This window comes from Pseudomonas sp. EL_65y_Pfl1_R83, from assembly GCF_963970695.1.
In the GTDB taxonomy this organism is placed as follows: domain Bacteria; phylum Pseudomonadota; class Gammaproteobacteria; order Pseudomonadales; family Pseudomonadaceae; genus Aquipseudomonas; species Aquipseudomonas tritici.
Genome location: NZ_CAXAQI010000004.1, coordinates 199,078 through 224,361, shown reverse-complemented (window position 1 = coordinate 224,361; position 25,284 = coordinate 199,078). Strand labels below are relative to the sequence as shown.

The window sequence follows — 25,284 nt, the reverse complement described above, 5'->3', positions numbered from 1 at the left end:
CGGTCCTCGCAGAGTGTCGCGCCGTTCAGGCGGTGGTGGTCGTGATCAGTTGCGGTTCGAGGGCGCGTTCCTTGGCAATCAGTCGCTCAAGGATCTTGCGCGACTGCACGCCGCCAGCATCGATATTCAACTTGAGCAGGTTGCGTTGCGGGTGGGCCAGCAGGTTCTGCTGCTGACGTTCGAGCATCTCCAGGTCTTCGCTGAAAATCTTCCCCTGGCCCTCGCGAATGCTGGCGGTCAGCGCTTCATCGTGAGGGTTGAAGTTGCGCGCCATGCCCCAGAAATACCAGATTGATGTCTCGGTTTGCGGGGTGATGAAGTCGACCACGATGCTTGCAGCCTTGTGTTCGGGCGCTGCGTGGTAGCCGCCCTTGCCGGCGTGGGCCACGCCGACTTCGATCAGCACATGGCTGGGCGGGGTGAAGCGACAGATCTGCCAGCGGTCCACCGGCACGTCCTCGGCAAGGTTGTTGCCGCGCAGGGCCATGCGCCAGAACGGCGGAGCCATGATGTTTTCCATGTGCCGGGCGGTAACGACTTCGTCGCCTTCAACCGTGGTGACGGGTGGGGCTTGATCGATTTCCTTTTGGCCGATGCTGGAGGCGTGGACGTAGGTTTCGTGGGTCAGGTCCATCAGGTTGTCGATCATCAAGCGGTAATCGCACTGGATATCAAAGAGCCCGCCGCCGTAGGCCCACTGATCGCTCACGGCCCATTCAAGATGATGAATCAGCGCGGGGTCCGCCTGGGCCTGATCGCCGGGCCACACCCAGATGAAGCCGTAGCGTTCCACCACCGCAAATGTCTTGTTGCACGGAAAACCGCGCACCCGCTGGCCCGGCATTTCCACCGTCTTGCCGTCGCTCCCCATGACCAGGCCGTGATACCCACAGACCAGGTTGCCGTTTTCGACATAGCCCAGCGAGAGCGGCGCGCCACGATGGGGGCAGAAATCCTCGACAGCCACGACGCCTTCCAGGCCCCGATAAAACACCATTTTTTCACCGCAGATCTGCCGACCCAGAGGTTTATGAGCGATTTCATCGGGTGTGCAGGCGACATACCAAGTGTTCTTGGGGTACATAGCAACTCTCCAGGCGAGGTATTATTCTTATTTAGTGGATCCATTAAATTTCTGGAGCTGCTGCGAGTCAATATGTAAATCAGTAATTTCAGGTTGTTTTGGGCGATTATCGACAAAATATATTTTAATGGATCCATTGAGTTGGAGTGGTTTCGTGCGCCGATGGCAGAAGCGAAAGGCCTGCCGGCTGATTTGATTTGCTCATTAAATCCGACCTCACTAGCGAGTCTCCACCGACTTCAGTTAGGTGTAATCATCAATGAATGCTCTGCCAAACCCGCGACCCACTTTAACGAAAACGCCGATCAGAAATGGTCGGCGTTTTTGTTTGTGCATTTTTATATTCGTCGCTGTGCGTAGGGTAATCAGCATCCGGCGGCAACCCTGGCGAACGCTCCCGCGTCCAGGTTTCGTCATAGGCTGCGGCGAGCGGCAAACGTGGCGCCCAGGCGCGGCTCACAACGCCAAATCCGGGCGGTTGGTTTTTGTAGCAGGCCGCGTTCTGCGCTATGCCGTTGGCATCGAGTTCGCCGTCGTGATGGTTGGCCCGATCGAGGCACCACACCGGTTTGTCGATGGGCTCGATCTCTGGCCCTCGAAGATCCCCCAGTTGGAACGCATATTGAAGCGCGCCAGGGTCGGTTCGGCTACGGCTACGGCTACGGCTACGGCTACGGCTACGGCTACGGCTACGGCTACGGCGATGTAGCGGGTGTGGCGAAAGCCGGTGTCGGGGTGAACAGGCCTAACGGCGACTCCATACCAAGGCGCTACATCCAGCCGGCCGAGCCTGTGTACCACGTCCAACCACCGCGCCCGGCATGGGGTGCAAGACCATAAACATCGGCGGCCTGGTATGGACCCTGCTTGTCGCTGAACTACCCTGGGCTGCGGCCAAGGACGGGACATTTCCCCAGGCGTTCGCCATGACTAACAAACAGGGCTATGCGTCGGTCTCGCTGTGGGTTTCCACCTTCGTCATGCAGGCGGCGATGATTCTGATGTTCTTCTCGAACAACGCGTGGAACGTGATGCTCTCCATCACTGGCGTGATGATATTGCCGGCCTACATCGGCGCCACGGGCTTCTTGTGGAAAATCATCGCGAATGGCAGTTACCCGACGACCGCAAAGCTCGGTAAAACCACGGCGTTGGTTAGCAGTGTGTTGGGTACGGTCTATGGGTGTTGGCTTGTTTATGCCGCTGGCCTTGAATACATGCTCGCCGGCGCCATGTTCTTTGCCATAGGCAACGGGGTGTTTATCTGGGCACGCAAAGAGCACTCGCCGACTGAGCCTGTGTTCAAAAGGCTCGAGATGATTGTTGCCGTGCTGCTTGTCGTCCTTGGCGTATTAGCGCTGTGGATGCTGTTCAGCGGCCACCTGGCACAGGTCTATTCTCGCGTTCCCGGTTGAACTGTTGTGACGATTCATTCGGCGCAGAGGCCTTGATCGAAGCACAGTCGAGGTCGACAGACAGCGATTTGTCCAAGGCGAAGCTGATTCAGTTGGCTTTATCTACGCTGGCGCTGATCGACGCTCCACGACGTCTGCGTCGCTCGAGCCATTCAAAGAGTCCCATGCCGGCTAACATGGCGATGACAAAAACCACACCTTCAGGAATGCCCGAGCCTAGCAGCACCAAGGCCGGCCCCGGACAAATACCCGCCACGCCCCAACCGACGCCGAATAGAAGGCTACCCATGACCAGGCGCCGATCAATATTTCGAGCGGTGGGCAGGTTCATCGGCAGCCCCAGCAGCGATCGGGTTCGCGTTCTTGCGAATTTGAAACCGACTGCCGCCACCGCAATGGCGCCGCCCATGACAAAGGCCAGTGAGGGATCCCAGCGTCCGCTCACGTCGAGGAAACCTATGACTTTGGCCGGGTTTGTCATTCCGGAAACCAGCAAGCCGATGCCGAACACCAAACCGGCAACCCACGCATAAAAAAGCGGCATGTTCAAAGGCCTCCCAGGAGATGGCCAACGACATAAACGGTGATGAAACCCGCGCTCATGAACACGAGTGTGGCGACCACGGAGCGCGGGGATAAACGCGACAGGCCACACACACCGTGACCACTGGTGCACCCAGCCCCATAGCGCGTGCCAATACCGACCAGCAGGCCGGCAAGGATCACGAGTGGATAACCGGCGTCGATCTGCACCGCAGGCAATGGCGCGATAAGTTGGTAAGCCACGGGTGCCATCAGCAGCCCCAGCACAAATGCCGTTCGCCAGGCCACGTCCCCGGTCACCGGGCGTAGCAGGCCGCCGACGATGCCGCTGATGCCGGCGATGCGACCGTTGAACAGTATCAACAGCACGGCGCCCGAGCCGATCAATAGGCCACCGACCCATGCACTCAGCGGCGTGAAGTGGCTCATATCGATCATAGCGATTTCCTTTCAGGGCGCTGCGAGGAGGATGACTGATTGGGGCGGGCGGGCATTAATTCATGCCCAGCCAGTTGGGCAGTGCCAGGGTAATCCAGGGTACATAGGTAATCAGCACCAGGAACAGCAGCAAGAGCACCAGCCAGGGCATGGCTGCCTTGATGGTGGCAGGCACTGACATGCCCGTCACCGCGGACGTCACGAACAAGTTCAGACCGACCGGGGGCGTGATCAAACCGATCTCCAGATTGACCACCATGATGATCCCAAGGTGAATCGGGTCGATACCCAGCTTCATGGCGATCGGGAAAAGGATCGGCGCCAGGATCAGGATAATGGCCGAGGGCTCCATAAAGGCACCTGCCACCAACAAGACGATGTTCACCACCAGCAGGAAGGTCACCGGTGTCAGCCCCGCCTCGATCACCCAGGCCGTGATTTGTTGGGGTAACTGCTCGGTGGTTAATACGTGAGCGAAGAGCATGGCGTTGGCAATGATGAACATCAGCATGATGCTCAGCTTGGCAGCGTCCAGCAGCACTTTAGGTGTCTCGCGAAACGTCAGATCCTTGTAGACGAACAAGGCGATGAACGCCGAATACACGGCCGCCACGGCAGCGGCTTCCGTCGGCGTGAACATCCCGGTGTAAATGCCACCCAGGATGATCAGCATCAACAGCAATCCCCAGACGGCTTTACGCGCAGCACTCAGAAACTCACGCAGGGTTGCGCGTGGCAGGGCCGGCAAGTTTTTCTTAACGGCGACGATGTAGATTGCCACCATCAGCGTTATCCCCAGCAACAGGCCAGGTATGACGCCGGCCATGAACAGCTTGCCAACGGATGTCTCGGTGGCGGCGGCATACACCACCATCACGATTGAGGGCGGTATCAGGATACCCAGTGTGCCCGCGTTACAGACGATTCCCGCGCCGAATGCCTGCGGGTAACCAGAGCGCACCATGCCGGCAATCGCGATCGAACCCACCGCCGCAACCGTTGCGGGGCTGGAGCCGGAGAGGGCTGCAAACAGCATGCAGGCCATTACGGCGGCGATGGCCAACCCCCCACGGATATGGCCGACGCAGGCGTTGGCAAAGTCGATCAGCCGGCGTGCGACGCCGCCGGTGGTCATGAAGGCGCCCGCAAGCAAGAAAAACGGAATCGCCAGCAGGGTGTAGTGCTCTGATGTTTCAAACAACTTTATGGCCAGGGAGCGAACGGAGTCCGGGCTGAAAAATACAAGGGTCAGCGAGCCCGCCAGGCCCAAGGAAATGGCAATGGGCACACCAATGAACATCAATGCGAAGAGTGCCGCGAACAGGAAGGCAATGGTCATGGTTTATTGTCCTCGTGTTCGGTCAGTTTCATCACGTCGGCGGCTTCATCGGCCAGGCCGAGACCGGTTTGGCGGTGCAGCAGGATGCGCACGAAAATTTCAGCGAAACGGATGAATACCAATGCAAAACCCACAGGGACAATCAGCCCTATGTGCCATTGCATGATCCCGAAATGGCCAAGGTCCTCGGCGCCTATTCCCGCCGACATCAAGGTATGAATCCACTCGAAGCTGGCCACGCTGAACAGGCCGGCATAGAGCAGGCAGCAAAGACAGGCCAAGATCCCAATGAGCCGTTGGACGGGTTTACTCGCCAGCTTTACCAGCGCGTCAACGCCAATATGCCCGGCGGTGCGCACGCCATAGGACAGGCCGAAGAAGATCAGCCAGCCGAACAGCGCCTTGGTGAGTGAGGTGCTCCAGGTCATGGCTTGAGCCATGCTCATGACGCCATCGCCGATGGTGAACAATAGGTTGCTGGCGCCTTCCCAGTTATCGGCAAGCCGGTAGAAAAGCGTATAGAGATTGTTGAGAATGACGTAGACGAACGTTACCAATGTCATCGCGGCCAAAAGGAAGACAATGAAGCCTTCCTCAAAGTGTTCCCAGATGCGCCGAAAGGCCTGCATGGATGGCATCTCCCGTATCGTGATGACTGGCAGGTGCTACCACGTCGGCAACACCTGCCTCCCGGTCATTGAGCCTTGTTGGCGGCTTCGGCTGCGGTGATCAGCTCAGGGCCGATATCGGCTTCGAATTTTTTCCAGACGGGTTTCATCGCGACGCGCCATTGTTCGCGTTGTTCAGGTGTCAGGGTAATGATTTCGGTGGTTTTGGCGGCAATGATGCTTTGCTTGGCGTCCTGATTGAGCTGCTCGGCATCTTTGTTAACCTGCGCGGTCACCTGCACAATAATCTTGTCCAGTTCACTGCGAATGTCCGGCGGCAGGCCATTCCAGAACTTGGTGTTGGTGATCAGCATGTAATCGAGCACACCATGGTTGGATTCGGTGATGTATTTCTGCACCTCATGCATTTTCTGGCTGTAGATGTTCGAGTAAGGGTTTTCTGCACCGTTGACCACACCGGTTTGCAAGCCCTGATACACCTCGGCAAAGCTCATTTTGCGCGGGTTGGCGCGCAGGGCCTTGAACTGCTCCTCAAGCACGGCAGAGGCCTGCACCCGAAACTTCAGGCCGCGGGCATCCCCAGGAACACGCAGCGGTTTGTTGGCCGACAACTGCTTCATCCCATTGTGCCAATAGGCCAGGCCGGTGATGTTTTTACTCTCCATGGACTTAAGCAGCCCCTGGCCCTGCGGGCTCATCTGGAAGCGGTCAACCGCAGCGATGTCATCAAACAGAAAGGGCAGGTCATACAGTTGCAGGGTCTTTGTGTACTGTTCGAACTTGGCCAGTGACGGCGCAATTAACTGCACATCCCCCAACAACAGGGCTTCCATCTCTTTGCCGTCACCAAACAACGATGAGTTGGAATACACCTCGACCTTGACCTTGCCGGGTAAGCGTTCCTCTACCAGTTTCTTGAACAGCAGTGCGCCTTGGCCTTTGGGCGTATGGTCGGCGACGACGTGTGAGAACTTGATGATGATTGGATCAGCTGCCATGACTGCACTCATGCTCCCTAGAGCAACCGTGCAGGCGAGTGCCTTGCAGATGGATTTGAACATTTTGGGGGATTCCTCTTATTTTAGTTTTTGTGCGGCCTGTGCTCTGACGCGCATTTGGTTATACGGCTAAGCGTCCAGTCTAGGCAAAAAAACATCACTGGGTGCAGGCGCGTCAGCGTGACAATGGAAAGCGCCACTGAGTAGTTTTCGCACCTTTTGCCCCTGCGCGACATCTGCGGCTTTAGAACGGGCCAGACTCTGGGGGCGCACGGGCCTCCTGGTATCCGCCCAGTCATACCGCCCATGCTTGTCTGTAGGCAGTTTCCGAGGCTACTCAAGCGCCTCTCAGGCCGCTAACGTGGGGGTATGCCGTATTGGCGTAGAGCGCACGCTCAAGTCGGCGTTGCCTGGCCGCTGAACTCGCGTGCTCCGCACCGTGTCAAGGGTGCCGAAAAAAAGGTTACTGAATATGTCGGAGACGCCAACCCCCCAGCAGAACCGTTTACTCGCCTTACTCCCTGGCGATGTTCGCCATGGTCTGTTTCCTGAGCTCGAGGGGGTATCAGTTCCCGTTGGCAGGGTTTTATATAACCTCGGGGAGGTGCTGCGTTGAATCGGCCAGCAGCGGTGTCGTTGGTTATTACTGCCGTTGGATCGCCTACCCGATCACGCATTGGTGATGACCCAAGAACGCATTGCCAAAACCGCGCAGTCTTTGGAATAGGCTAAGGTTGACGAAGCGACCCGTCGGCCCTAAAAAATTTACGAGAAATTTACGGGTGGAGACGTTTTGGCGCCGCGATACTGCGCGGCGCTAATTTGCCAGGTTATTGTTTATGTCCCACGCGGCAATACGACTCATCGGCTTTGTCTTAGGTCTGTTTCTGATTACGTTGGCCATCAGCATGGCCATCCCCATGATCACCTTGGTGGTCTATGAGCGCAGCGACGATCTGTCCGCCTTTCTTTGGTCCAGCTTGATTACGTTCATCTGCGGCCTGTTGCTGGTCATGCGAGGGCGCCCAGAGACCGCTCAACTTCGCCCAAGGGACATGTACCTACTGACGACCGGCAGTTGGGTGGTGGTGTGTATCTTCGCGGCGTTGCCAATGGTGTTTATCAGTCACATCAGTTACACCGACGCTTTTTTTGAAACGATGTCTGGCATTACAACCACCGGCTCAACGGTGTTGAGTGGTTTGGACACCGCCTCGCCGGGGCTGTTGATCTGGCGATCGATGCTTCACTGGCTGGGTGGGATCGGTTTTATCGGCATGGCCGTGGCGATTCTTCCGCTGCTGCGAGTAGGGGGCATGCGGCTGTTCCAGACAGAGTCTTCAGACTGGTCGGAAAAAGTGACGCCGCGCTCCCATGTGGCAGCCAAATACATTCTTTTTCTCTATCTGGGACTCACGGGGGGCGGAACGCTCGCGCTCTGGATTGCCGGGATGACGCCATTTGACGCCGTCAATCACGCCATGTCGTTGATCTCTACCGGTGGTTTCTCGACGTCGGACGCCTCGCTTGGGCATTGGACACAGCCTGCTATTCACTGGGTGGCAGTTGCCATCATGATTCTGGGTAGCCTGCCTTTTACGTTATACGTCGCGACATTGCGCGGCCATCGGCGCGCGCTGCTGAAGGATGACCAGGTTCGTGGATTTATTGGGTTCTTGGTCTTCGCGTGGCTGGCGGTAGGTACTTGGCTTTGTCTTCACAGCGACTACGGATGGTGGGATGCATTTCGTATCGTGGCGGTGAATGTGACATCGGTTGTCACCACCACCGGCGTCGCTGTCGGCGATTACACCGTGTGGGGCAGTTTCTCCGTGTTGCTTTTTTTCTATTTGACCTTTGTGGGGGGCTGCTCAGGTTCCACAGCGGGTGGTCTTAAAATCTTCCGTTTTCAAGTGGCGGCAACTTTACTGGTGAGCAGTTTGAAGCAACTGATCCATCCACGCGCCGTGATTCAGAAAAAGTACAATGGCCACCCCATCGACGAAGAGATCTTACGTTCGCTTTTGACGTTCTCATTCTTTTTCACCATCACGATTGCTCTGATTGCCTTGGGCCTGAGCCTGATTGGGCTGGATTGGACAACGGCGTTGAGCGGTGCCGCTACGGCGGTGTGTAACGTCGGGCCTGGGCTTGGCACAATCATTGGGCCGGCCGGTAATTTCTCATCACTGCCGGATGCCGCCAAATGGCTACTGACCCTAGGCATGCTACTTGGACGGCTGGAAATCCTGACAGTGTTAGTGCTCGTCACGCCGGTATTCTGGAGATATTGAGTGTTCACTGTTGAGAGGCTTTAGCCAGGATAGACGGTCAGCACTCAGGGCCGTCGCGACGCGAAGCGCCGATGCATGTGCGGCCCAAAGGCTACTCGGTGATCCCATTCAGCGTGCAGTAATCCTTCCATGGCATCTCAACTATTTCTGACACTTCCCGATGAAACGCCAGGGTCAGGCGTTTCAACTCTTGGGGAGACTGCGAAATCATTGTCAGCGTCAGCTCCCACACTTCTACCCCAAGCCTTGCGGCCTCTTGCTCAAAGGCCGATTCGATACACAGTTTCCTTTCAGCCTGACTCAGTCCCTGTACAGCGTCATTGACGGATGAATCGCCTTCGAAGAATTTTGATAGCGCGAGTTCTTTGCGTAGATCATCGGAGTTCATGACCTTCTCCTCACTATTCACGTTACCTGGGCCTCATCGAACCAGCTGCGGACCGTCTGGGTAAAAAACAAATGCACGGTATCCCACCAGCGTTGCCACCAATGACCTTGCTCTGCGTCCACAAGGACCACCAATGACCGACTCCCCAGCTTATGCTCGGCGTCGAACAGGTCGAGCCTTCCGACGACCGTGCCTGCCGTGATAGGGGCTTCGATGGGGCCATCAAACGCCAGGCGCATCTCGACGTCTCGGTTTTTATTCTTGGGCAGCGTGAGGGTCATGTCTTTAAGCAAACCCACATTCACGTAGGGTTGTATGCCTTTCCAGAGCGCGACCTGCGAGAGTACTTCGCCACCTTTCTTATAGGTTTGGGTGTCGTAGAAGCGAAAGCCATACCCCATCAGCTTTTCCGTTTCTGCCGTGCGCTTGTGGGCGCTACTGGCGCCCAGGACTGCGCTGATCAAACGTTGCCCATCGCGCTGTGAGGAGGCGACCAAGCAGTAGCCCGCTGCCTCTGTGTGCCCGGTCTTCAAGCCGTCGTAGGTGGAATTACGCCACAAAAGCGTATTGCGGTTGGATTGCTGAATGCCGTTCCAGGTGAAGGTTTTCTTGGCGTAAAGAGGGTAGTAGGTGGTCCCTTCGTTGATGACTTTTCGAGCCAGGGTTGCCATGTCACGTGCGGAAGAATAGTGCTCCGGGTCCGGTAGGCCGGTGGCGTTCATAAAGTGGGTGTTGAGCATTCCCAGTGTTGAAGCGGTTGAGTTCATCATTCCGACAAACCCGGCTTCGCTTCCAGCGATATGTTCGGCCAGCGCAACGCTCGCGTCATTGCCTGAGTCGATGATTACGCCGTTTAGCAAATCGTGAACCGAAGCAGAGCTGCCGGGCTTGAGAAACATCCGTGATCCACCTGTTCGCCAGGCATTTTCGCTCACGACGACCTCATCATCTGCGCTGATCAGGCCGGCCTTAATCTCATGCGTCGTGATGTACGCAGTCATTAACTTGGTCAGGCTGGCCGGTGGTAGGCGTGCATCACTGTTGTGGCTGGTAATGACCCTGTTCGTTTCCGCGTCGATGAGTATCCAGGCTTCGGCGCCCAGCTTCGGCGCAGCGGGGATCATTGTCCCCAGGGTTGCGTTGGCAGCCATAGCGGCATTCGCCCAAAGAAGCGGTGGTGTTACGCAGAGCACGGTTAACACACGCAGCAACAACAGATATTTCACAAGCAAAAGGCCTTGGGTCAGCAATATGTGCTGCCAAACTAGGCCTGGGCGCAGAGGCGCTCAAATTAACCAGTATTAAGTTAAATTTAATGTTGAGGTACAAATCGATCCGTGGCTTGACCGCTGAACATCGGGCAGTGAATCAATACGCGTGTTCCCCTGCCTGAGGCACCAGGGTGGATATCCAGTGTGTATCCGTGCAATTTCACGATGGCGGCGACTAATGACAGGCCTAAGCCGTGGCCTGGGTTTATCTGGCTTCCCTCGCCGCGATAGAGCCGGCGAATGACATGCGTACGGTCCGCTTCAGGGATGCCGGTACCATCGTCCACGACTTGAATAATAACAGCTGAGTCCTTGATGCTCCCCCGCAATTCGATATGGCCGCCCTCCGGGGTAAATTTAATGGCGTTATCGAGCAGATTGACCAGCGCTTCGAACAGTAACGAAGAGTCGCCATACACCTGGGCGCAATCGCTGGGAATGTCCAGCGAAAGCGTTTGGGCGCGGTCAAGTGCCATCGGCTCGTAAAACTCATGCGCCTGTTTCAACAACGTCATGATCGGGAAGGGCGCAAAGGCAGAACGGCGACGAATATCCTCAAGCTCTGCGACCCGCAGCAGTCCTTGAAAGCGCACCATGATCGACTCGCTCTCCTCAAACGCCTGGTTCAAGGTCTGCTTATGTTCACGGGCCAGCGGCAATTTCTGGAGCTGATAGAGCCGTGCGCGTAAGCGTGTCAAGGGCGTGCGCAAATCATGGGCAATACCGTCGCAGACGCTTTTCACCTCGTGCATCAACTGCTCAATGTGATCGAGCATCGTGTTGACAGCGTTGGCCAGCATATCCAGTTCATCGCGGCGTGTTGACAACGGCAAACGCTCAGCCAGGTTGCCCGAAACGATACTTTCGGTACACAGCTGCAGGCGTTTGACACGGCGCAATGGGCGACGTCGCAGTAAGCGCCAGCCAATCAAACCGGGGATAAGGGTTAATGACAACCCCCACATCAGGGCCTGCTCAATAATGCCGCCCACGGCGGAAATCGACCCGCCGTCACGTGCCAAAATCAGGATATGCCCGTCGGCGCGCCGTGCCAGCAAGGCATAGCTGCTTCGGGTTTCTGTGTTGGGTAACGCAATGCTCAAGCCGCGCTCAAGGTAATGAACCTGGCCATCGTCGGGCAGGTTGGAGCGCAGCTTCAGCAGGTCGCCGGCGACATGGGTGCCATCGGGTGCAAATAACCCGTAGGCGTCGATCCCGGGGGTCGAGTAAGCCTCACTCGCCGCCAACTCAGCAAGCAGGTTCGAGTCGTCGACCTTTTGATAGTAGTGGGCGCGTTGCAACAACGTACGCTCGGCAACCGTGCCCAGATAGTGGGAGATTTCCCAGTACAGCGCACCGGTAAAGAGTGCTCCCCAGGCCACGAAGAACACCGCGTAAAACCCGATCAATCGACTACCGGACGAGCGCCATTCCTCATTTTTTGGTGGCGAGGACATAGCCGGCACCGCGTATTGTATGGATCACAGGTGAGTCTTTGTCGCTTTCCAGCTTTTTACGCAGCCGACCGATGTGCACATCAATGATGTTTGTCCCGGGGTCGAAGTGATAGCCCCAGACGCCTTCAAACAGCATGGTGCGAGTGACCAGTTGGCCGGCACTGCGCATCAGGAAATTGAGCAGTTTGAACTCGGTGGGCAGCAATTGGATGTCTTCGTCATTGCGCGTCAGCTTGTGCTCCACCAAGTCCAGTCGCAGGTTGCCGCAACTGAGGTGTGGGTTGCTGGGGTCTGCGGCGGTGCGTCTGAGCAATGCGTCAAGGCGCGCGACCATCTCGACGGCCGAAAAGGGCTTGGTCAGGTAGTCATCGCCGCCCGCACGAAGTCCCAGAACGCGCTCATCCACGTCCGAAAGAGCGCTGATCATCAGGACCGGCGTCTGAATCCCAAGACTGCGCAAGGTGCTGACAATCGTCAGCCCGTCAAAGTCCGGCAGCATGCGATCCAGCGTGATGGCGTCGTAGCCGCCTCCAATCGCCAGGGCCAGCCCGTCGCGCCCGGTGGCCGCCCACTTTGAGCTGAAGCCGTGGCGCTGGAGTTCGGCGACGATGATTTCCGCCGTTACTTGGTCGTCCTCTATGACCAACGCATTACTCATGATGTCCTCCCTTTGAACCTGTTTTTCGGTGTTCCCGACTCAATGCCGACACCCAGTGCCAGCGAACCCTATTGATCTAAGGCGCGTGCGAACACTAACTATTTCTTAACCCACCTTAACCTTCCCACCTCGCCTGCATGGATATATTCCTGATAACACCCTAACGTGCTGGCTGAGATGAGCGGAAATGAGGGTGAACGTGGTCATCCGGCCATCAGTCGGTTTTGCACGTCCACAGTTGAATGAACGGATGGCGAGTGGTTGGCGCGCCCACCCAATGACTCAGGGCGGAACACTGGCCATCAACACACAGCTGGTAATCGCCAGCCTCCGGTGTTCGCCCCAGGCGCAAGGGTTGCAAGGGCGGCAATAGGCGCCGGTAGTGCCAACTGCCATTTTCCAGTCGCGCGTCGTCTGGAACCTCCATCCCTGCGCCGTTACCGCGTACACGTGCTTCTTCCAGCACTAGCCCTTGCTCGGTCACGCGGTAGTCTTCCTCCCAGCGGATCTTTTCAATGGTGTGATCCCAGGCCAGCGTGAAGTGGGAAATCGACAGCTGGGCCCACACCACACCCGTCAGGCCCAGGCACACGCCGATCATGGGAGGGCTGGCTCGGCACGACGGGACCGCCAGATATGCTGGAATATCACCACGATCCCCAGCGCGAAGCCCAATTCATCGGTCAGCGGTAACGCCACCACCAGCAAGGCCCCAGCAGCCACACACAGCAATCGCTCCCATAAGGGCATTTTGCGCTGCAAATACCCGGTGGACGCCATTCCCCAGAGCCCGACCGCCAGCAGGGTCTTAATCAGCATGTACGCGGCCATCCACAAATTACCACCTTGCAGCATCAACGCCGGGTTGTAGACCGCCATAAACGGTATGACAAACCCCGCCAGGGCAATTCGCACCGCCCACAGGCTGATCTTGAACCCGGTCTCTTTAGCGATGGGTGCCGCGGCAAAGCAGGCGAGGGCGACGGGGGGCGTCAGGTCGGCGAGGATGCCGAAATAAAATACGAACATGTGCGACACAATCAACGGCACGCCCAATTCCAAGAGGGCAGGCGCTGCGATCGAGCTGGTGATGATGTAGTTGGGAATGGTGGGAATCCCCATGCCCAGCACCAGGCACGTGATCATCGTCAGGATCAGCGAAAGCAGTAGGTTATCTCGGCCGATCGCCAAGATATACCCCGCAAACGTCGAAGCGACGCCCGTCAGTGAAACCACGCCGATAATGATGCCCACCAAGGCACACGCGATGCCAACCGGTACAGCATGGCGTGCACCTTCTACCAGCGCGTGCAGGCAAATGGTCAAGGTCTCGTGCCCGCCCTTGATGAACCCACAGACCGCCACCAGCACTGCAATCACGGCAAAGATCACGCCGATTCCCAGTTGGAAAAAACCGGTACATAGGATGCCCAGCGCTATCCAGAAGGCGCAGCGCAAGCCAAAGCTTTGTACTCTCAGGATGATCGCCGAGCCGAGAATCACGATGGCCGTGAGTGCCAGTCCGACCATGCCGGAAAACAACGGCGTACGCCCTGAAAACAGTAAGTAGACCAATACCAGCAGTGGGATCAGCAGGTACCAGTTCTCCTTCACAGCGTTCAACGCACTGGGGCATTGATCCTTGGGCAACCCCTTGAGGTTGGAGCGCTTGGCTTCCAGGTGGACCATCCAGAAGACCGAACCGAAATACAGGATGGCAGGGATCAATGCCGCTTTGGCGATCTCCACAAACGGTACGTTGATGGTTTCGGCCATGATGAAGGCGACGGCGCCCATGACCGGCGGCATCAGTTGACTGCCCATGCTGGCGGTCGCTTCCACCCCGCCGGCAAAGGCACCCCGGTAACCAAAGCGCTTCATCAGCGGGATGGTGAATTGCCCTGTGGTCACCACGTTGGCGATCCCCGAGCCGGTAATAGTGCCCATCAGCGCCGATGAGGCCACGGCGACTTTGGCCGGCCCACCCAGTTTGTGGCCGAACAGGCCCATCGCAAAGTCGGTGAACAGTTTGATCATGCCTGCCTGTTCGAGGAATGCGCCGAACAGGATAAATAGGAAGATGTAGGTCGCCGAAACATAGGTGGGCGTGCCGTACAGCCCTTCGGTGCCAAAAGACAGTTGGTTGATGATTTGGTCGAAGCCATAACCTCGATGGGCCAGTTCACCCGGTAGATACTCGCCAAACAAACCATACGCCAGGAACAACCCGCATATGATCGGCAGGGCAATGCCCATCACCCGTCGCGCGGCTTCGAACACCAGCACCACCAGCACAATGCCGATCACCGTGTCCGCGGTTGTCAGGTCCCCAGAGCGCTGGATCAGGTCAGCCTCGTACCGCCATTGATAAAAGGCGGTGGCAATGGCTGCCAGGCTGAGAACCCAGGCCAATGGTTGCCAGGGGCGCTTGTTGCCATAGGCCGGATAGCTCAGGTAGACCACCCACAATAAGAAGCCGACGTGTATGGCGCGCAGTACCTGGCTTGAAAAGGGTGAAAACGCTGCCGTGACGATCTGAAAGATCGAAAATAACAACGCGACGTAAAACAGCGTTTTTGGCCAGTCTCGCGGGTTCGCAGAGATGCCGTGATGATCTTCACTCATTAGCTGCCTGCCTCACTGCATGGAAAAAGGGCGGACCGTTGGCGCAGCGATCGGGTGCCGCTGCGCCGTGCGTCGCTAGAGCGCGCCTTTTTCGGTGTAGTAGCGTTCGGCACCCGGATGCAGCGCAATCGGCAGGTTCTTGGTGGCGTTTTCCAGGGTGATGTCCTTGGCAGCCGAATGAGCGTTACCGAGGCGGGGGAGGTTTTCGAACAATAATTTTGTCATCTGGTAGGCCAGCTCATCGGGTACATCCGAGCGGGTCACCAGAATGTTGGTGATCGCAACCGTCGGCACCGCGTCAGGTTGGCCGTCATAGGTGTTGGCCGGAATCACCGCGCTGTGATAGGCCGCGTTGCCGATGTTCGCCACCACTTCCGGGGGGATCGCCACATAGTTCAGCGGCATCACCGATGACAAGTCGCGGATGGCGGCCATGCCCAGTCCGGAAGACTGCAGCGTGGCATCCAGTTGCCGGTTCTTGATGAGCTCAACTGACTCGGCAAAGGGCAGGTATTGCACCTTGCCCATGTCTGCGTAGGTCAGGCCCGCTGCCTTGAAAATCGCCCGTGCGTTCAACTCGGTACCCGATTTCGGCGCTCCGACTGAGAGGGTCTTGCCTTTAAGGTCCGCCAGCGTCTTGATCCCCGACTCTTTGCTGGCCACGATTTGAATGTAGTTGGGGTACGCGCCGGCAATGGCGCGTAACTTGGTCAGTGGTGTATTGAAGCCTGCCTCCTCGACGCCGTTCTTGGCATCCGCCACCGAGTCACCCAGCGCCAGTGCCAACTCGCCTCGACCCGATTGCAGCAGGTTCAGGTTCTCCACGGAGGCCTTGGTGGCCTGAACCGAAGTCTTTACGCCGGGGATGCCTTCATTGTAGATCTGGGAGAGGCCGACCCCGATCGGGTAATACACCCCGCTGGTGCCGCCTGTCAGGATGTTAATGAATACCGGGGCTGCCTGTGTCGCGGTGGTGAGTGTCAGGGTTGCGGCGGCTGCCAGCAGGATGAAGCGGTTCTTTACTCGCATGGGAATCTCTCCGGCTTGTCTTGTTTTTATTCAGAGCGACTCAACTGTAGTTGATTGATCACCGCAGTGGCGAGCAGACAGTCATACTATGTATCAGAATGGCTGGGTGAGGGGGCCGAGCGAGCGGTTAGACGCGAGCCGGGGTTGTAGTGATCGGGTCACTGCCGGTTGGACCTGACCGTTTAACCCGTTAATCTGGTTATTACATTTTATTGAATCTCAACAACGGGAATCCGCTCGGGTGATCAAACCGATATTGCTGATACGTCGTCGTTTTGCCTCGATCCGATGGCGTACTCGAGTGACGCTCTGGGCTGCTGCTACCCTCGCAGGGTTGCTGGTTGTGATGTTCGCCCGGCTGGCTGACCTTGCGCTGATGCAGTTCGCCCAACAGGCCGCCGCCCGGCCGTGGCTGCCGTTTATCTACACGCCGCTGATCGGCATGTTTGTGGTGTGGATGACCTCGCGTTTTTTTACAGGCGCCCAAGGCAGCGGTATTCCCCAGGTGATCGCGGCCACACGGTTGGCCCACCAAGGCAAGCCTGTGAATACGTTGGTGTCATTGCGTCTGGCCTTCGCCAAGATAGGCCTCGGTACCCTGGCCCTGACCGGTGGCTTTTCAGCGGGGCGTGAAGGGCCTTCGGTGCAAGTCGCCGCTTCAATCATGCATTTCTTTCATCGTTACCTGCCCAACGCACGCATCATTCGCCCTGAAGACCTCATCCTGGCCGGTGGCGCAGCGGGTATTGCCGCCGCCTTCAATACGCCCCTGGCCGGTGTGGCCTTTGCGGTAGAGGAGCTGGGGCGCAAGTTGGAAACCCGCACCAGCGGAGTGTTGCTCAGCACGATCATCTTGTCGGGGATGGTCGCGATTGCCTTGCAGGGCAACTACAACTATTTCGGGCACTTCGACGTACAAGAGGCCAATCTCGATATCGTTCTTCCGATACTGACGATTGGTATTGGCTGTGGCCTTATGGGGGGATTGTTCAGTCGGATGCTCCTGTGGCCACAGCGCTATCGCCGTTTTGTCGTCTGGGAATGGCGCCGCCTGCATCCAGTCTGGTTCGCCGGTGGCTGCGGCATGATCGTGGCGATTCTCGGTTGGCTCAGCGGTGGCATGTCCTTTGGCAGCGGTTACGGGATCACCTCCCAGATCATCGTGTCCGATGTCGGTTTGCCGTGGCACGCGCCGATTACGCGTTTTCTTGCGACCGTCGTGACTTATTTTTCGGGCATACCGGGCGGTATTTTTGCCCCTTCTTTGGCGGTAGGCGCTGCTGTGGGGGCCAATGTCGCTGAATACTTCGCCCTGGCGGCACAGCCCATCATTGCACTGTGCATGGTGGGGTTTCTGGCAGCGGTCACGCAATCGCCGATCACCTCTGCAATCATCGTGATGGAGATGATCGACAGCCATGGCATGGTCATCAGTCTGATGGCTGTTGCGCTGATTGCCAAAGCAGTCAGTGCCAGGATGGGCCCCGAGCTCTATCAGCAGTTGGCGCGTGGCTTTCTGCAATCGGACGGCAGTGGCGCCGCCGCGAAAAAAATTAACACGTAGAGTGGTCAGTGCAGCAGCGGTCGCGCCGCTGCGCTGAGCGTGTGCCGGTCCTCTTCGAGTACAAGCGCAGTGTTCGCGTGCTTGAGCAGCCGTTCTGCGTGCCGGGTACAGGCACCCCTGAACATCGCCGGGTTTATCTGTGCCAGGCTTACAAGGGTCTTCATCATGCGTAGGTCGACTTCCAACAGGCCCGCGCCATCTCTGGCAATCGGTGCGAAGAAGTCATCGAAGAGGTCATCCACGGTCAAACCGCGCAGGTAAACGTGCTGGCAGTCAGCGTCGATTTTCGCGGCGGGTTCTTTAGGTTTACCCCAACATGTCAGGCTTCTGACACCGCGCCCAATGACGTCAATGGCGGTGCCGGGGTCATTGACGGCCGGCGACAAGGCGCGGGAGGCGATCTCCGACAACACTGACAAGCCGAACCGGGGGTCGTGTTCGAACGTTCGACGCACGCCGATAGCCAGGGTAGCGATGATTTTTTCGTTGCTCGACGCCAGTTCTTCCCCGCGTGCCTTGTTCAAGCTGACGGTTCTTGCGAGCGGCATGCCGACATGCACAAAGCTTCCCGGCAGGACGTCCATAAATATCTGTATCTCGTCTGCTTTGGCGATCGCGCCTAACGCCTGAACGTCAATGTGCTGAACGTACCCCGTGTGGAGGCTTGTGATGATCAGCGCAGAGCGGGGGATCACTGACTCGCAAGGGTAGGCGGCTGCCCCCAAATGCGGCCATTGGACTCGATTGTTAATGGCATCTATGGTTGCCTGCTCGACACGGTCAATGGTTTCTCCCACCCGGCCAAGCTTGGACAAATGATCGATCCAGCGCAAAAGGGTGTAGACAATCAGAATGACCACGGCGATGGTCACCGCGAATAGCAAAACCCTCCCTTGTGTACCGTAGGCGCCGGTACTCAGCGCAATGATCCCAACCAGGCTGAACAGGAATGAGCCGATAAAGGTGGCCAGGGCATTTTGTGTCGTGGTGTCTTCCATCACCAGTGTAGTGGCGCGGGGCGTCACGCCGCTGCTCGCTGCAGCGTAAGCGCTGACCATGGTACTTAACGAAAAGGTCGTCACCGCGAGCATACTTGAGGCAATGATGCCCAATATCTTATCGACGGCGTCGGCACCGATGCGGGCGGGCAACGACTCGGGAATGTAGTCCTTGAAGACAACGGCGAGTAACGCGGTCGCAATACCCAGCAAGGAAAACAGACTCGCCCTGAACCACAGCCGTTTGGTCAATTGGTGTAGCACCCAGCGCCAGCGTGCGAGCATTTTTTATCCCTTCTGCCAATAACACGATGGAACCCACCGCAAGGATTCAGGGAAACGAAGGCGGTGAGTTGATTATCCTTAATAGAGTCTTTTGCCGGGCCAAGGGTTCATCCAGCGTCTTTGGTTGCTGCACAAGGAATGACTCGCTTGACCAATTTACCGATCGACATGCCTTGGATCAGGATAGAAAAAACGACCACCAGGTACGTCAGGGAAACCACGATATCGCGAGCTGCGCCTGGGGGCAGCGACAACGCCAATGCCACCGATATCCCGCCACGCAGGCCGCCCCAGGTCATCACACTCCAGGCACCTTCCGGTAGGCGGAAGCGTTTACCCAATACCGCAATGGGAACCCCTACAGTCAACAATCGTGATAACAACGTCAGCAATATGACCAGCAGGCCCGTGGTGAGCAATGGGTTGGAGAACTGGATCAGAACGACTTCCAAGCCGATCAATACAAACAGCACTGCGTTGAGTATTTCATCGATCAGTTCCCAGAACATGTCCAGGTTTTTTTCAGTCTGCTCGGACATGGCATGGGAGCGTCCTTGGTTACCCACAATCAGTCCCATCACCACCATCGCCAATGGGCCCGAAACATGGAACTGAGTGGCGACTGCATAGGCGCCGAGAACCGCGGCCAGGGTGATGAGCACCTCTTCCTGATAGCTATCGATACTCTTGAGCATTCTGTAAGTGATATAGCCCACGCAGGCGCCTAACAGGGCACCGCCCCCGGCTTCCTTCAGTAACAGCTGCGATGCGCCGATAACCGACGGAGCCTCCCCGCTGGCAATCATTGCGACGATCAGCGAAAACAGCACGACACTCACACCGTCGTTGAACAGTGACTCACCGGAAATGACCAGCTCCACGCTATTTGGCGCGCCGGCAGATTTCAGAATACCCATCACGGCGATGGGGTCGGTGGGGGAGATCAGCGCGCCAAACACCAGGCAATAAGATAACGGTAGCTGCAGTTCGGTAAGGGACAACAGCGCCCAGAGCCCAAAGCCGATGAACAATGTCGAGAGCGTTGTCCCTACCACGGCCAAGGATGCAACCTGCCATTTGTAGGCCCGCAGCTCCGACAGGTCCACATGCAACGCGCCAGCAAAGAGCAGCAATGACAACATGCCTTGCATCAGCAGTTCGGAAAAGTCGATGGACTCCACCAGCGATTGCTCAAGGGTATGCAAGGCATGAAAGCCCAGCGCATCGGATGCCATATTCAACAGTGACAGGCCCAAGGCAATGCCCATTACACCGATGGCGGATGGCAGGCCGACGTAGCGCCGATTGAGATAGGCGAGTACTGCTGTGATGCAAAGGAAGATCGCAATAATGTTCAGCATTGACCCGCTCCAAAAACACAGGATGAGGAAAGCACCCTAGGCAATGCAGATCGCAAATACCTCTGAGCGTTCAGAAATAACCACCGCCTGCGCTGTGCATTCAGTGAATGCCGCGCCTGCCGGGAGTGTAAATATGACGGTCAGCCGTTACGCAGCAGTTGTTGCCACTCATAGCGTAGATCAGACGTGGCGCTTGATCCTCGTATCGGGATGTGATGTGGTGGGCGACACAGAAAGACCACTGCCCTTTGCGATGTAGGGCGCTCGCAAGTTTAATTCTTTTCAGCATTTCGAGGTTTCATGCAAATCGAGTTACAGGAGATTAGCGACCACCTCTACCGTTTCGCTCCATTTGATACGCTGCCAAAGGAATCGGTAGACGCCATCGCTCGGCGGGTAGAAGTAAGTTATTTCAAGGCCGGCAGTGACATCCTTGAAGCGGGCGCGATCATTCATGACTTGCACTATGTGCGTAGTGGTGCGGTGGAGATTTACCGGCGCAATGGCGAGCTCTACAACCGACTTGTCGAAGGCGACCTCTTCGGTCAGGCCGGTTTGCTGCGCAGTAACAAGGTGCGTTTTCCCGCCAGAGCCTTGGAAGATAGCCTGATTTATTACATACCCGCCGACGTCTTCGCCGACCTGTGTGCGCAGCATGATGCGTTCGCCGACTTCGTTGAAGCTGAGGGGCACTCCAGGCTCAAGACTGCCGTTGAGGCGCAGGGGCGTGCGAGTGAGCTTATTCAGCTCAAATGCCGCGGCCTTATCTCTCGGCCTTTGGTATGGGTCACGTCGGATACCTGCGTTGGCGACGCGGCAAAAATCATGACAGAACAAAGCGTTTCTTGCGTGCTAGTGATGTCATCAGCGGGCTTGCAGGCGGCTCAAATCCAGGGAATCGTGACGGATCGGGACCTTCGCACACGCGTTGTCGCGGCCGGCCGAAACGCTGGCGAAACGGCTGCCCGAGACATCATGACGGCCGAGCCGGTAACGATAGGCGCCGACGACTCAGTGTTTGAAGCGATGCTGGTGATGTTGCGCCGTAATATTCACCATCTGCCGGTGGTCCACCATGGCCATCCGATCGGGCTGATCAACCTGTCGGATATCATCCGCTACGAGTCACACAGCAGTCTGTACCTGGTCAACAGAATCTCTAACCAGACGTCGGTCGACGGTCTGAAATCGCTTTTGCGTGACCTGCGCGGAACCTACATCCGCATGGTGCGTGACGGCGCGACGGCGCACATGATTGGTAGCGCGATTTCCGGCATTGGCCGTGCCTTTACCCAGCGTTTGCTGGAACTGGCAGAGAAAAAGCTGGGGCCGCCTCCGGTGCCTTACTGCTTCATGGTGCTGGGTTCCATGGCGCGTGATGAGCAGTTATTGGTGACTGACCAGGATAATGCCCTGGTGCTCGACGACGGCTTCGATCCACTCCAGCACGATGCTTACTTCCGAGCGTTGGCGACGTTTGTGAGTGATGGCCTGGCCGCGTGCGGTTACAGCTATTGCAAAGGCGGGATCATGGCGACGAACGACCAGTGGCGTCAGCCATTGAAGGTATGGCGAAGTTATTTTGATCAGTGGATCGAAAAGCCTAACCCGACGACGTTGCTCAATAGTTGTATTTTTTTCGACTTGGACGGCGTATTTGGCCAAGTGGAACTCGTACAAGAGCTTAAGGTGCTGTGCGCTCGAAAATCCAGCGCACATCCTGTTTTTTTGAGTGCCATGGCTCGGATTGCGCTTAACCGGACGCCGCCATTGGGCTTTTTCCGTACTTTTGTCGTTGAGACAGACGGGCAGCACAAACGGATCATCAACCTCAAGGGTCGAGGCACCGCACCGCTGACGGACCTGATCCGCATTCATGCGCTCGCGTGTGGCAGTACCGCGCAGAATTCATTTGATCGCATGGATGCCATCGCGAAGAGCAACGTCATTCCGCCTGAAGCATTAAAGCAACTGCGATACGCGCTGGAGTTCCTGTCGATGGTGCGAATTCGACACCAGGTTGACGCACTGGAGCAGGGCGCTGCGCTGAATAATTACGTCGAACCGGAACGCTTTTCCAACAGTGAGCGACATAACCTGAAAGAGGCGTTTCAGGTTTTGAGTAATGGCCAGAATTTCTTAAGATTCCGCTATCCATCAAAGGGTCGCCTGCCGTCATGAAACACGTGAAAGCGCAACCCGATCATAAAATGCTGGAGTGGTCTTCGAGGTTCGAGACCCTGGCAGACAATGCCGTTAACAGCCGCTTGCGACAGTTCTATCAAGCCGGCGCGGTCTCTGCGCAGGCCTCCATTGACAGCGTGCAACTGCTGGCCATGGACGTGGAAACCACCGGCCTTGATGCGCAAGCTGACAGCGTTGTGAGCATCGGGGTCATGCCGTTCACGCTGCAGCGCATTTATTGTGGGAACTCGCTTTACTGGGTAATAAAACCAGCGTCCGAGCTGAATGAAAAGTCGGTGACGTTTCATCACATAACCCATGCTGAAATTTCAGATGCGCCCACCTTTGAGCAGGTGCTGGCCCCATTGCTGGAGGCCATGGCAGGCAAGGTGATGGTGGTCCATTATCGGAATATTGAGCGGGCCTTTTTGGATCAGGCAGTGCGTAGGCATTTAGGGGAAGGGTTTGAGTTCCCGGTCATCGATACGATGCAGTTGGAAGCCCGACTGCACCGGCAAAAGCGCGGGTGGTTTGCCCGACTTATGGGGCGCTCACAACCGTCCATAAGGCTGGCAGATAGCCGAGCGCGCCTTGGCCTTCCGGCTTATCACGCGCACCATGCATTAACCGATGCCCTGGCAACCGCAGAACTGCTGCAGGCGCAGGTAGCGACTTATTACTCAGCGTCCACGCCTGTTGGCGAGTTATGGAACTGAGTCACCGCTTGATAGTGAAACGCTAACGCCTGTCCGACCGATATTCCTGTGCGCATTGACTCGCCAGCGGTACTCAGTACGGTGAATGCTTGTGACATCCTGGCTCAGGCATTGGCCGTAACCTGACCGAGGTGCGGGAGGAATAGCCCGCAAGCGCGGGCTGCCATTACCTCGGCCATTGAGCTTGCAAAAGACTGCCAGTCAAGCTCTCAGCGTGTCTCATGATCCGTTTGAGAGCCCTCATCGCGCCAGGCACACATCGCGTGTCCTGCGTCATTTTTTCAAACGACGAAGCGATTCACCATCCTATTAAGGTCAACCGCCAACTTTGACATTTCCCCGCACGCGCTGGCTGTTTGACTGGCGCCCGCAGAACTCTGCACGGCAAGCTCTCGAATGCTGACGAGATTACGATCAACTTCTCGGGCAACATGGGCCTGTTCTTCAGACGCCGTTGCGATCAACATATTTCGCTCATTAATCTGCGTAATGGCCTTGGCGATCTGATCGAGTGAACTGCTGGCCTCCTGTGCCACATCGAGGGATTGGGTTGCCAGCTCTTTACTTTTACTCATGGCTTCCACTGCTTCAGCTGAATCGCTCTGCATTGCAGAGATCATCTGTTCGATCTCTTGAGTGGAAGACTGCGTTCTGTGCGCCAACGCCCTGACCTCGTCAGCAACGACTGCAAAGCCGCGGCCTTGCTCACCAGCCCTGGCAGCTTCAATCGCTGCGTTCAACGCCAGAAGGTTAGTTTGCTCTGCGATTGCACGAATCACTTCGACGACTTTGTTGATGCTTTGAGCCCGCTGTGACAAAACCTGAATCTTGTCACTCGTGGCTTCAACATTGCCGCTGAGTTTTTCAATCGACTTCAACGTTTGAGAGACTCGCTCTAAACCGGTTTCAGTAAAGCCCTGGGTGCGACGCGACTCTTCCGAGGCCGACTCCGCATTACGGGCCACCTCATCAACCGCCGCACTCATCTCAGTTACCGCAGTGGCCGCTTGGTTGACTTCATCATTTTGGGAGATGAGACCTCGACTGGATTCCTCAGTGACCGCTGTCATTTCTTCTGCGGCTGAGGCCAGCTGTGTAGATGAGTCGCCGATTTGCATGATGGTTCTGCGAAGGTTCTCTTGCATCTGGGCCAGCGCTTTTAACAGGCGTCCGGCTTCATCCTTCCCGCTGACGTGCACTTCTTTGGAGAGATCACTGCCGGCGATGCGTTCTGCCACAGATAACGCTGCACCGATTGGGGTCGTAATGCTCTTGGTCAGAAGTATTGCCAACCCGACAGTCAGGACGACGACGACGGTAATAAGGCCAATTATTGTCCAGATGCCGTCGGAGTACGTATTGGTTGCGTATTGCCCAGCCGCTGTGGCGCCGTCGTTGTTGAAGTCAGTCAGGGCTTTGATTTCGCCCTCCAACCTATTCGTCAACGGCCGTATACTTGTACTCACGAGGTTAACGGCGGCAGGTATGTCACCGCGCGCCATCAACGGTTCGAGGATATCCAGTTGTTTGCCGTACGCATCGGCGGACGCCATCACTACTTGATAACGCGAGCGTTCGTCGTTACTAGTGATCAGAGGTTCATAATTTAGCACCGCATCCGCGAAAGCCTTCCGGTAGCCTGGGAAGGACGCAACCGTCGATTGAACTGCTTGAGGGTCAGCAAGTGCACGCTGGGTTTCAAGCCTGAGCCGCATTGCGCCAACGTTCATAAGCGCCGTTTGTCGGATACTTGCAAGCCAATTGTTTTCGACATCTTTTTCGGCGTCCCGCAGCTTGCCCATTTGCACAGCAGCGACCGCGCCGAGTACAAAGACCAATGCAATGATCGACGCGAAAAACAAGGAAGCTCGGGGTGCTACGTTAAGGTTTCTAAGGTTCATGCGAACTTCCTGACGCGAGGGAATGATCTAGGTAACCAGTCTATCGACCTGACGGTAATAAACTTAATCAGGCCTCTCGCTTTAGGTGCTCTGCTCAGTCGTCTGCG

The 25,284-nt window shown here is 56.8% G+C and carries 22 protein-coding genes and 1 pseudogene; 6 read left to right on the top strand and 17 right to left on the bottom strand.

Annotated elements, in window-relative coordinates; genetic code table 11:
• Positions 1-25: 25 nt before the first annotated feature.
• Together AACY08_RS07505 and AACY08_RS07500 are read right to left on the bottom strand one after the other, a co-directional pair.
• Positions 26-1,084 carry an aromatic ring-hydroxylating dioxygenase subunit alpha gene (locus tag AACY08_RS07505; RefSeq protein WP_339468850.1) on the bottom strand — a complete coding sequence of 353 codons (1,059 nt, stop codon included), beginning with the start codon at positions 1,082-1,084 and terminating at the stop codon, positions 26-28.
• Between the two features lie 289 nt (positions 1,085-1,373).
• Positions 1,374-1,649 (bottom strand): DUF2169 domain-containing protein, encoded by a 276-nt coding sequence (locus tag AACY08_RS07500; protein WP_339468849.1) that lies wholly within the window; start codon positions 1,647-1,649, stop codon positions 1,374-1,376.
• A gap of 271 nt (positions 1,650-1,920) precedes the next feature.
• On the opposite strand from AACY08_RS07500, the gene AACY08_RS07495 reads away from it, so the two are divergent.
• The gene (locus AACY08_RS07495) at positions 1,921-2,499 is read left to right on the top strand and encodes an amino acid permease (RefSeq protein ID WP_445262024.1); all 579 of its coding nucleotides are present in this window, start codon (positions 1,921-1,923) and stop codon (positions 2,497-2,499) included.
• An 88-nt stretch (positions 2,500-2,587) separates the two neighbouring features.
• Here AACY08_RS07495 and AACY08_RS07490 read toward each other — a convergent pair whose 3' ends face one another.
• From AACY08_RS07490 to AACY08_RS07470, 5 genes are all read right to left on the bottom strand, one after another.
• Entirely contained in the window at positions 2,588-3,043 is a 456-nt protein-coding gene (locus AACY08_RS07490; protein WP_339468847.1) for a YeeE/YedE family protein, read from the bottom strand.
• A 2-nt stretch (positions 3,044-3,045) separates the two neighbouring features.
• Positions 3,046-3,480, bottom strand: a complete 435-nt coding sequence (locus AACY08_RS07485) for a YeeE/YedE family protein (RefSeq protein ID WP_339468846.1) — start codon at positions 3,478-3,480, stop codon at positions 3,046-3,048.
• 55 nt (positions 3,481-3,535) lie between these two features.
• Positions 3,536-4,819 carry a C4-dicarboxylate TRAP transporter large permease protein DctM gene (gene dctM, locus AACY08_RS07480; RefSeq protein ID WP_339468844.1) on the bottom strand — a complete coding sequence of 428 codons (1,284 nt, stop codon included), beginning with the start codon at positions 4,817-4,819 and terminating at the stop codon, positions 3,536-3,538.
• A complete protein-coding gene (locus AACY08_RS07475; protein WP_339468842.1) occupies positions 4,816-5,448 on the bottom strand; it encodes a TRAP transporter small permease in 633 nt (210 codons plus the stop codon). Before AACY08_RS07475 ends, dctM begins: the two co-directional genes overlap by 4 nt.
• Before the next feature lie 65 nt (positions 5,449-5,513).
• A complete protein-coding gene (locus AACY08_RS07470) occupies positions 5,514-6,509 on the bottom strand; it encodes a TRAP transporter substrate-binding protein (RefSeq protein ID WP_370467854.1) in 996 nt (331 codons plus the stop codon).
• Positions 6,510-7,062: 553 nt separating this feature from the next.
• Here AACY08_RS07470 and AACY08_RS30400 point away from each other — a divergent pair.
• Together AACY08_RS30400 and AACY08_RS07465 are read left to right on the top strand one after the other, a co-directional pair.
• Positions 7,063-7,149, top strand: a pseudogene (locus AACY08_RS30400) (Crp/Fnr family transcriptional regulator); the annotation flags it as partial.
• A gap of 136 nt (positions 7,150-7,285) precedes the next feature.
• Positions 7,286-8,740 (top strand): TrkH family potassium uptake protein, encoded by a 1,455-nt coding sequence (locus AACY08_RS07465; RefSeq protein ID WP_339468840.1) that lies wholly within the window; start codon positions 7,286-7,288, stop codon positions 8,738-8,740.
• Between the two features lie 91 nt (positions 8,741-8,831).
• On the opposite strand, the gene AACY08_RS07460 is transcribed toward AACY08_RS07465, so the two are convergent.
• The 7 genes from AACY08_RS07460 to AACY08_RS07430 form a co-directional block, all read right to left on the bottom strand.
• Positions 8,832-9,128, bottom strand: coding sequence for a DUF6388 family protein (locus AACY08_RS07460; RefSeq protein ID WP_339468839.1), 297 nt, complete (start codon positions 9,126-9,128; stop codon positions 8,832-8,834).
• A 17-nt stretch (positions 9,129-9,145) separates the two neighbouring features.
• Positions 9,146-10,279: a D-alanyl-D-alanine carboxypeptidase family protein gene (locus tag AACY08_RS07455; RefSeq protein ID WP_339469032.1), complete on the bottom strand. Its 1,134-nt coding sequence runs from the start codon at positions 10,277-10,279 to the stop codon at positions 9,146-9,148.
• 161 nt (positions 10,280-10,440) lie between these two features.
• Positions 10,441-11,856, bottom strand: a complete 1,416-nt coding sequence (locus AACY08_RS07450; RefSeq protein ID WP_339468838.1) for a sensor histidine kinase — start codon at positions 11,854-11,856, stop codon at positions 10,441-10,443.
• On the bottom strand, positions 11,834-12,514 hold the full coding sequence (locus AACY08_RS07445) for a response regulator transcription factor (RefSeq protein ID WP_339468837.1): 681 nt from the start codon (positions 12,512-12,514) through the stop codon (positions 11,834-11,836). The genes AACY08_RS07450 and AACY08_RS07445 overlap by 23 nt, the downstream gene beginning before the upstream one ends.
• Before the next feature lie 214 nt (positions 12,515-12,728).
• Positions 12,729-13,115, bottom strand: coding sequence for a DUF1850 domain-containing protein (locus tag AACY08_RS07440; protein ID WP_339468836.1), 387 nt, complete (start codon positions 13,113-13,115; stop codon positions 12,729-12,731).
• The gene (locus AACY08_RS07435; protein WP_339468835.1) at positions 13,112-15,139 is read right to left on the bottom strand and encodes a TRAP transporter permease; all 2,028 of its coding nucleotides are present in this window, start codon (positions 15,137-15,139) and stop codon (positions 13,112-13,114) included. Before AACY08_RS07435 ends, AACY08_RS07440 begins: the two co-directional genes overlap by 4 nt.
• Before the next feature lie 75 nt (positions 15,140-15,214).
• Complete coding sequence (locus AACY08_RS07430) at positions 15,215-16,168, bottom strand: TAXI family TRAP transporter solute-binding subunit (RefSeq protein ID WP_339468833.1); 954 nt, start codon at positions 16,166-16,168, stop codon at positions 15,215-15,217.
• A gap of 241 nt (positions 16,169-16,409) precedes the next feature.
• On the opposite strand from AACY08_RS07430, the gene AACY08_RS07425 reads away from it, so the two are divergent.
• Positions 16,410-17,732 carry a chloride channel protein gene (locus AACY08_RS07425; protein WP_339468831.1) on the top strand — a complete coding sequence of 441 codons (1,323 nt, stop codon included), beginning with the start codon at positions 16,410-16,412 and terminating at the stop codon, positions 17,730-17,732.
• A 5-nt stretch (positions 17,733-17,737) separates the two neighbouring features.
• Here AACY08_RS07425 and AACY08_RS07420 read toward each other — a convergent pair whose 3' ends face one another.
• The gene (locus AACY08_RS07420; RefSeq protein ID WP_339468829.1) at positions 17,738-19,015 is read right to left on the bottom strand and encodes a DUF2254 domain-containing protein; all 1,278 of its coding nucleotides are present in this window, start codon (positions 19,013-19,015) and stop codon (positions 17,738-17,740) included.
• A 107-nt stretch (positions 19,016-19,122) separates the two neighbouring features.
• Positions 19,123-20,376, bottom strand: coding sequence for a cation:proton antiporter (locus AACY08_RS07415; RefSeq protein ID WP_339468827.1), 1,254 nt, complete (start codon positions 20,374-20,376; stop codon positions 19,123-19,125).
• Between the two features lie 300 nt (positions 20,377-20,676).
• Between AACY08_RS07415 and AACY08_RS07410 the strand changes: the two genes are divergently transcribed.
• A complete protein-coding gene (locus AACY08_RS07410) occupies positions 20,677-22,557 on the top strand; it encodes a DUF294 nucleotidyltransferase-like domain-containing protein (protein WP_339419404.1) in 1,881 nt (626 codons plus the stop codon).
• Complete coding sequence (locus AACY08_RS07405) at positions 22,554-23,276, top strand: 3'-5' exonuclease (protein ID WP_339425983.1); 723 nt, start codon at positions 22,554-22,556, stop codon at positions 23,274-23,276. Before AACY08_RS07410 ends, AACY08_RS07405 begins: the two co-directional genes overlap by 4 nt.
• Positions 23,277-23,557: 281 nt before the next feature.
• Here AACY08_RS07405 and AACY08_RS07400 read toward each other — a convergent pair whose 3' ends face one another.
• Positions 23,558-25,177: a methyl-accepting chemotaxis protein gene (locus AACY08_RS07400; protein ID WP_339468826.1), complete on the bottom strand. Its 1,620-nt coding sequence runs from the start codon at positions 25,175-25,177 to the stop codon at positions 23,558-23,560.
• Between the last annotated feature and the right edge of the window lie 107 nt (positions 25,178-25,284).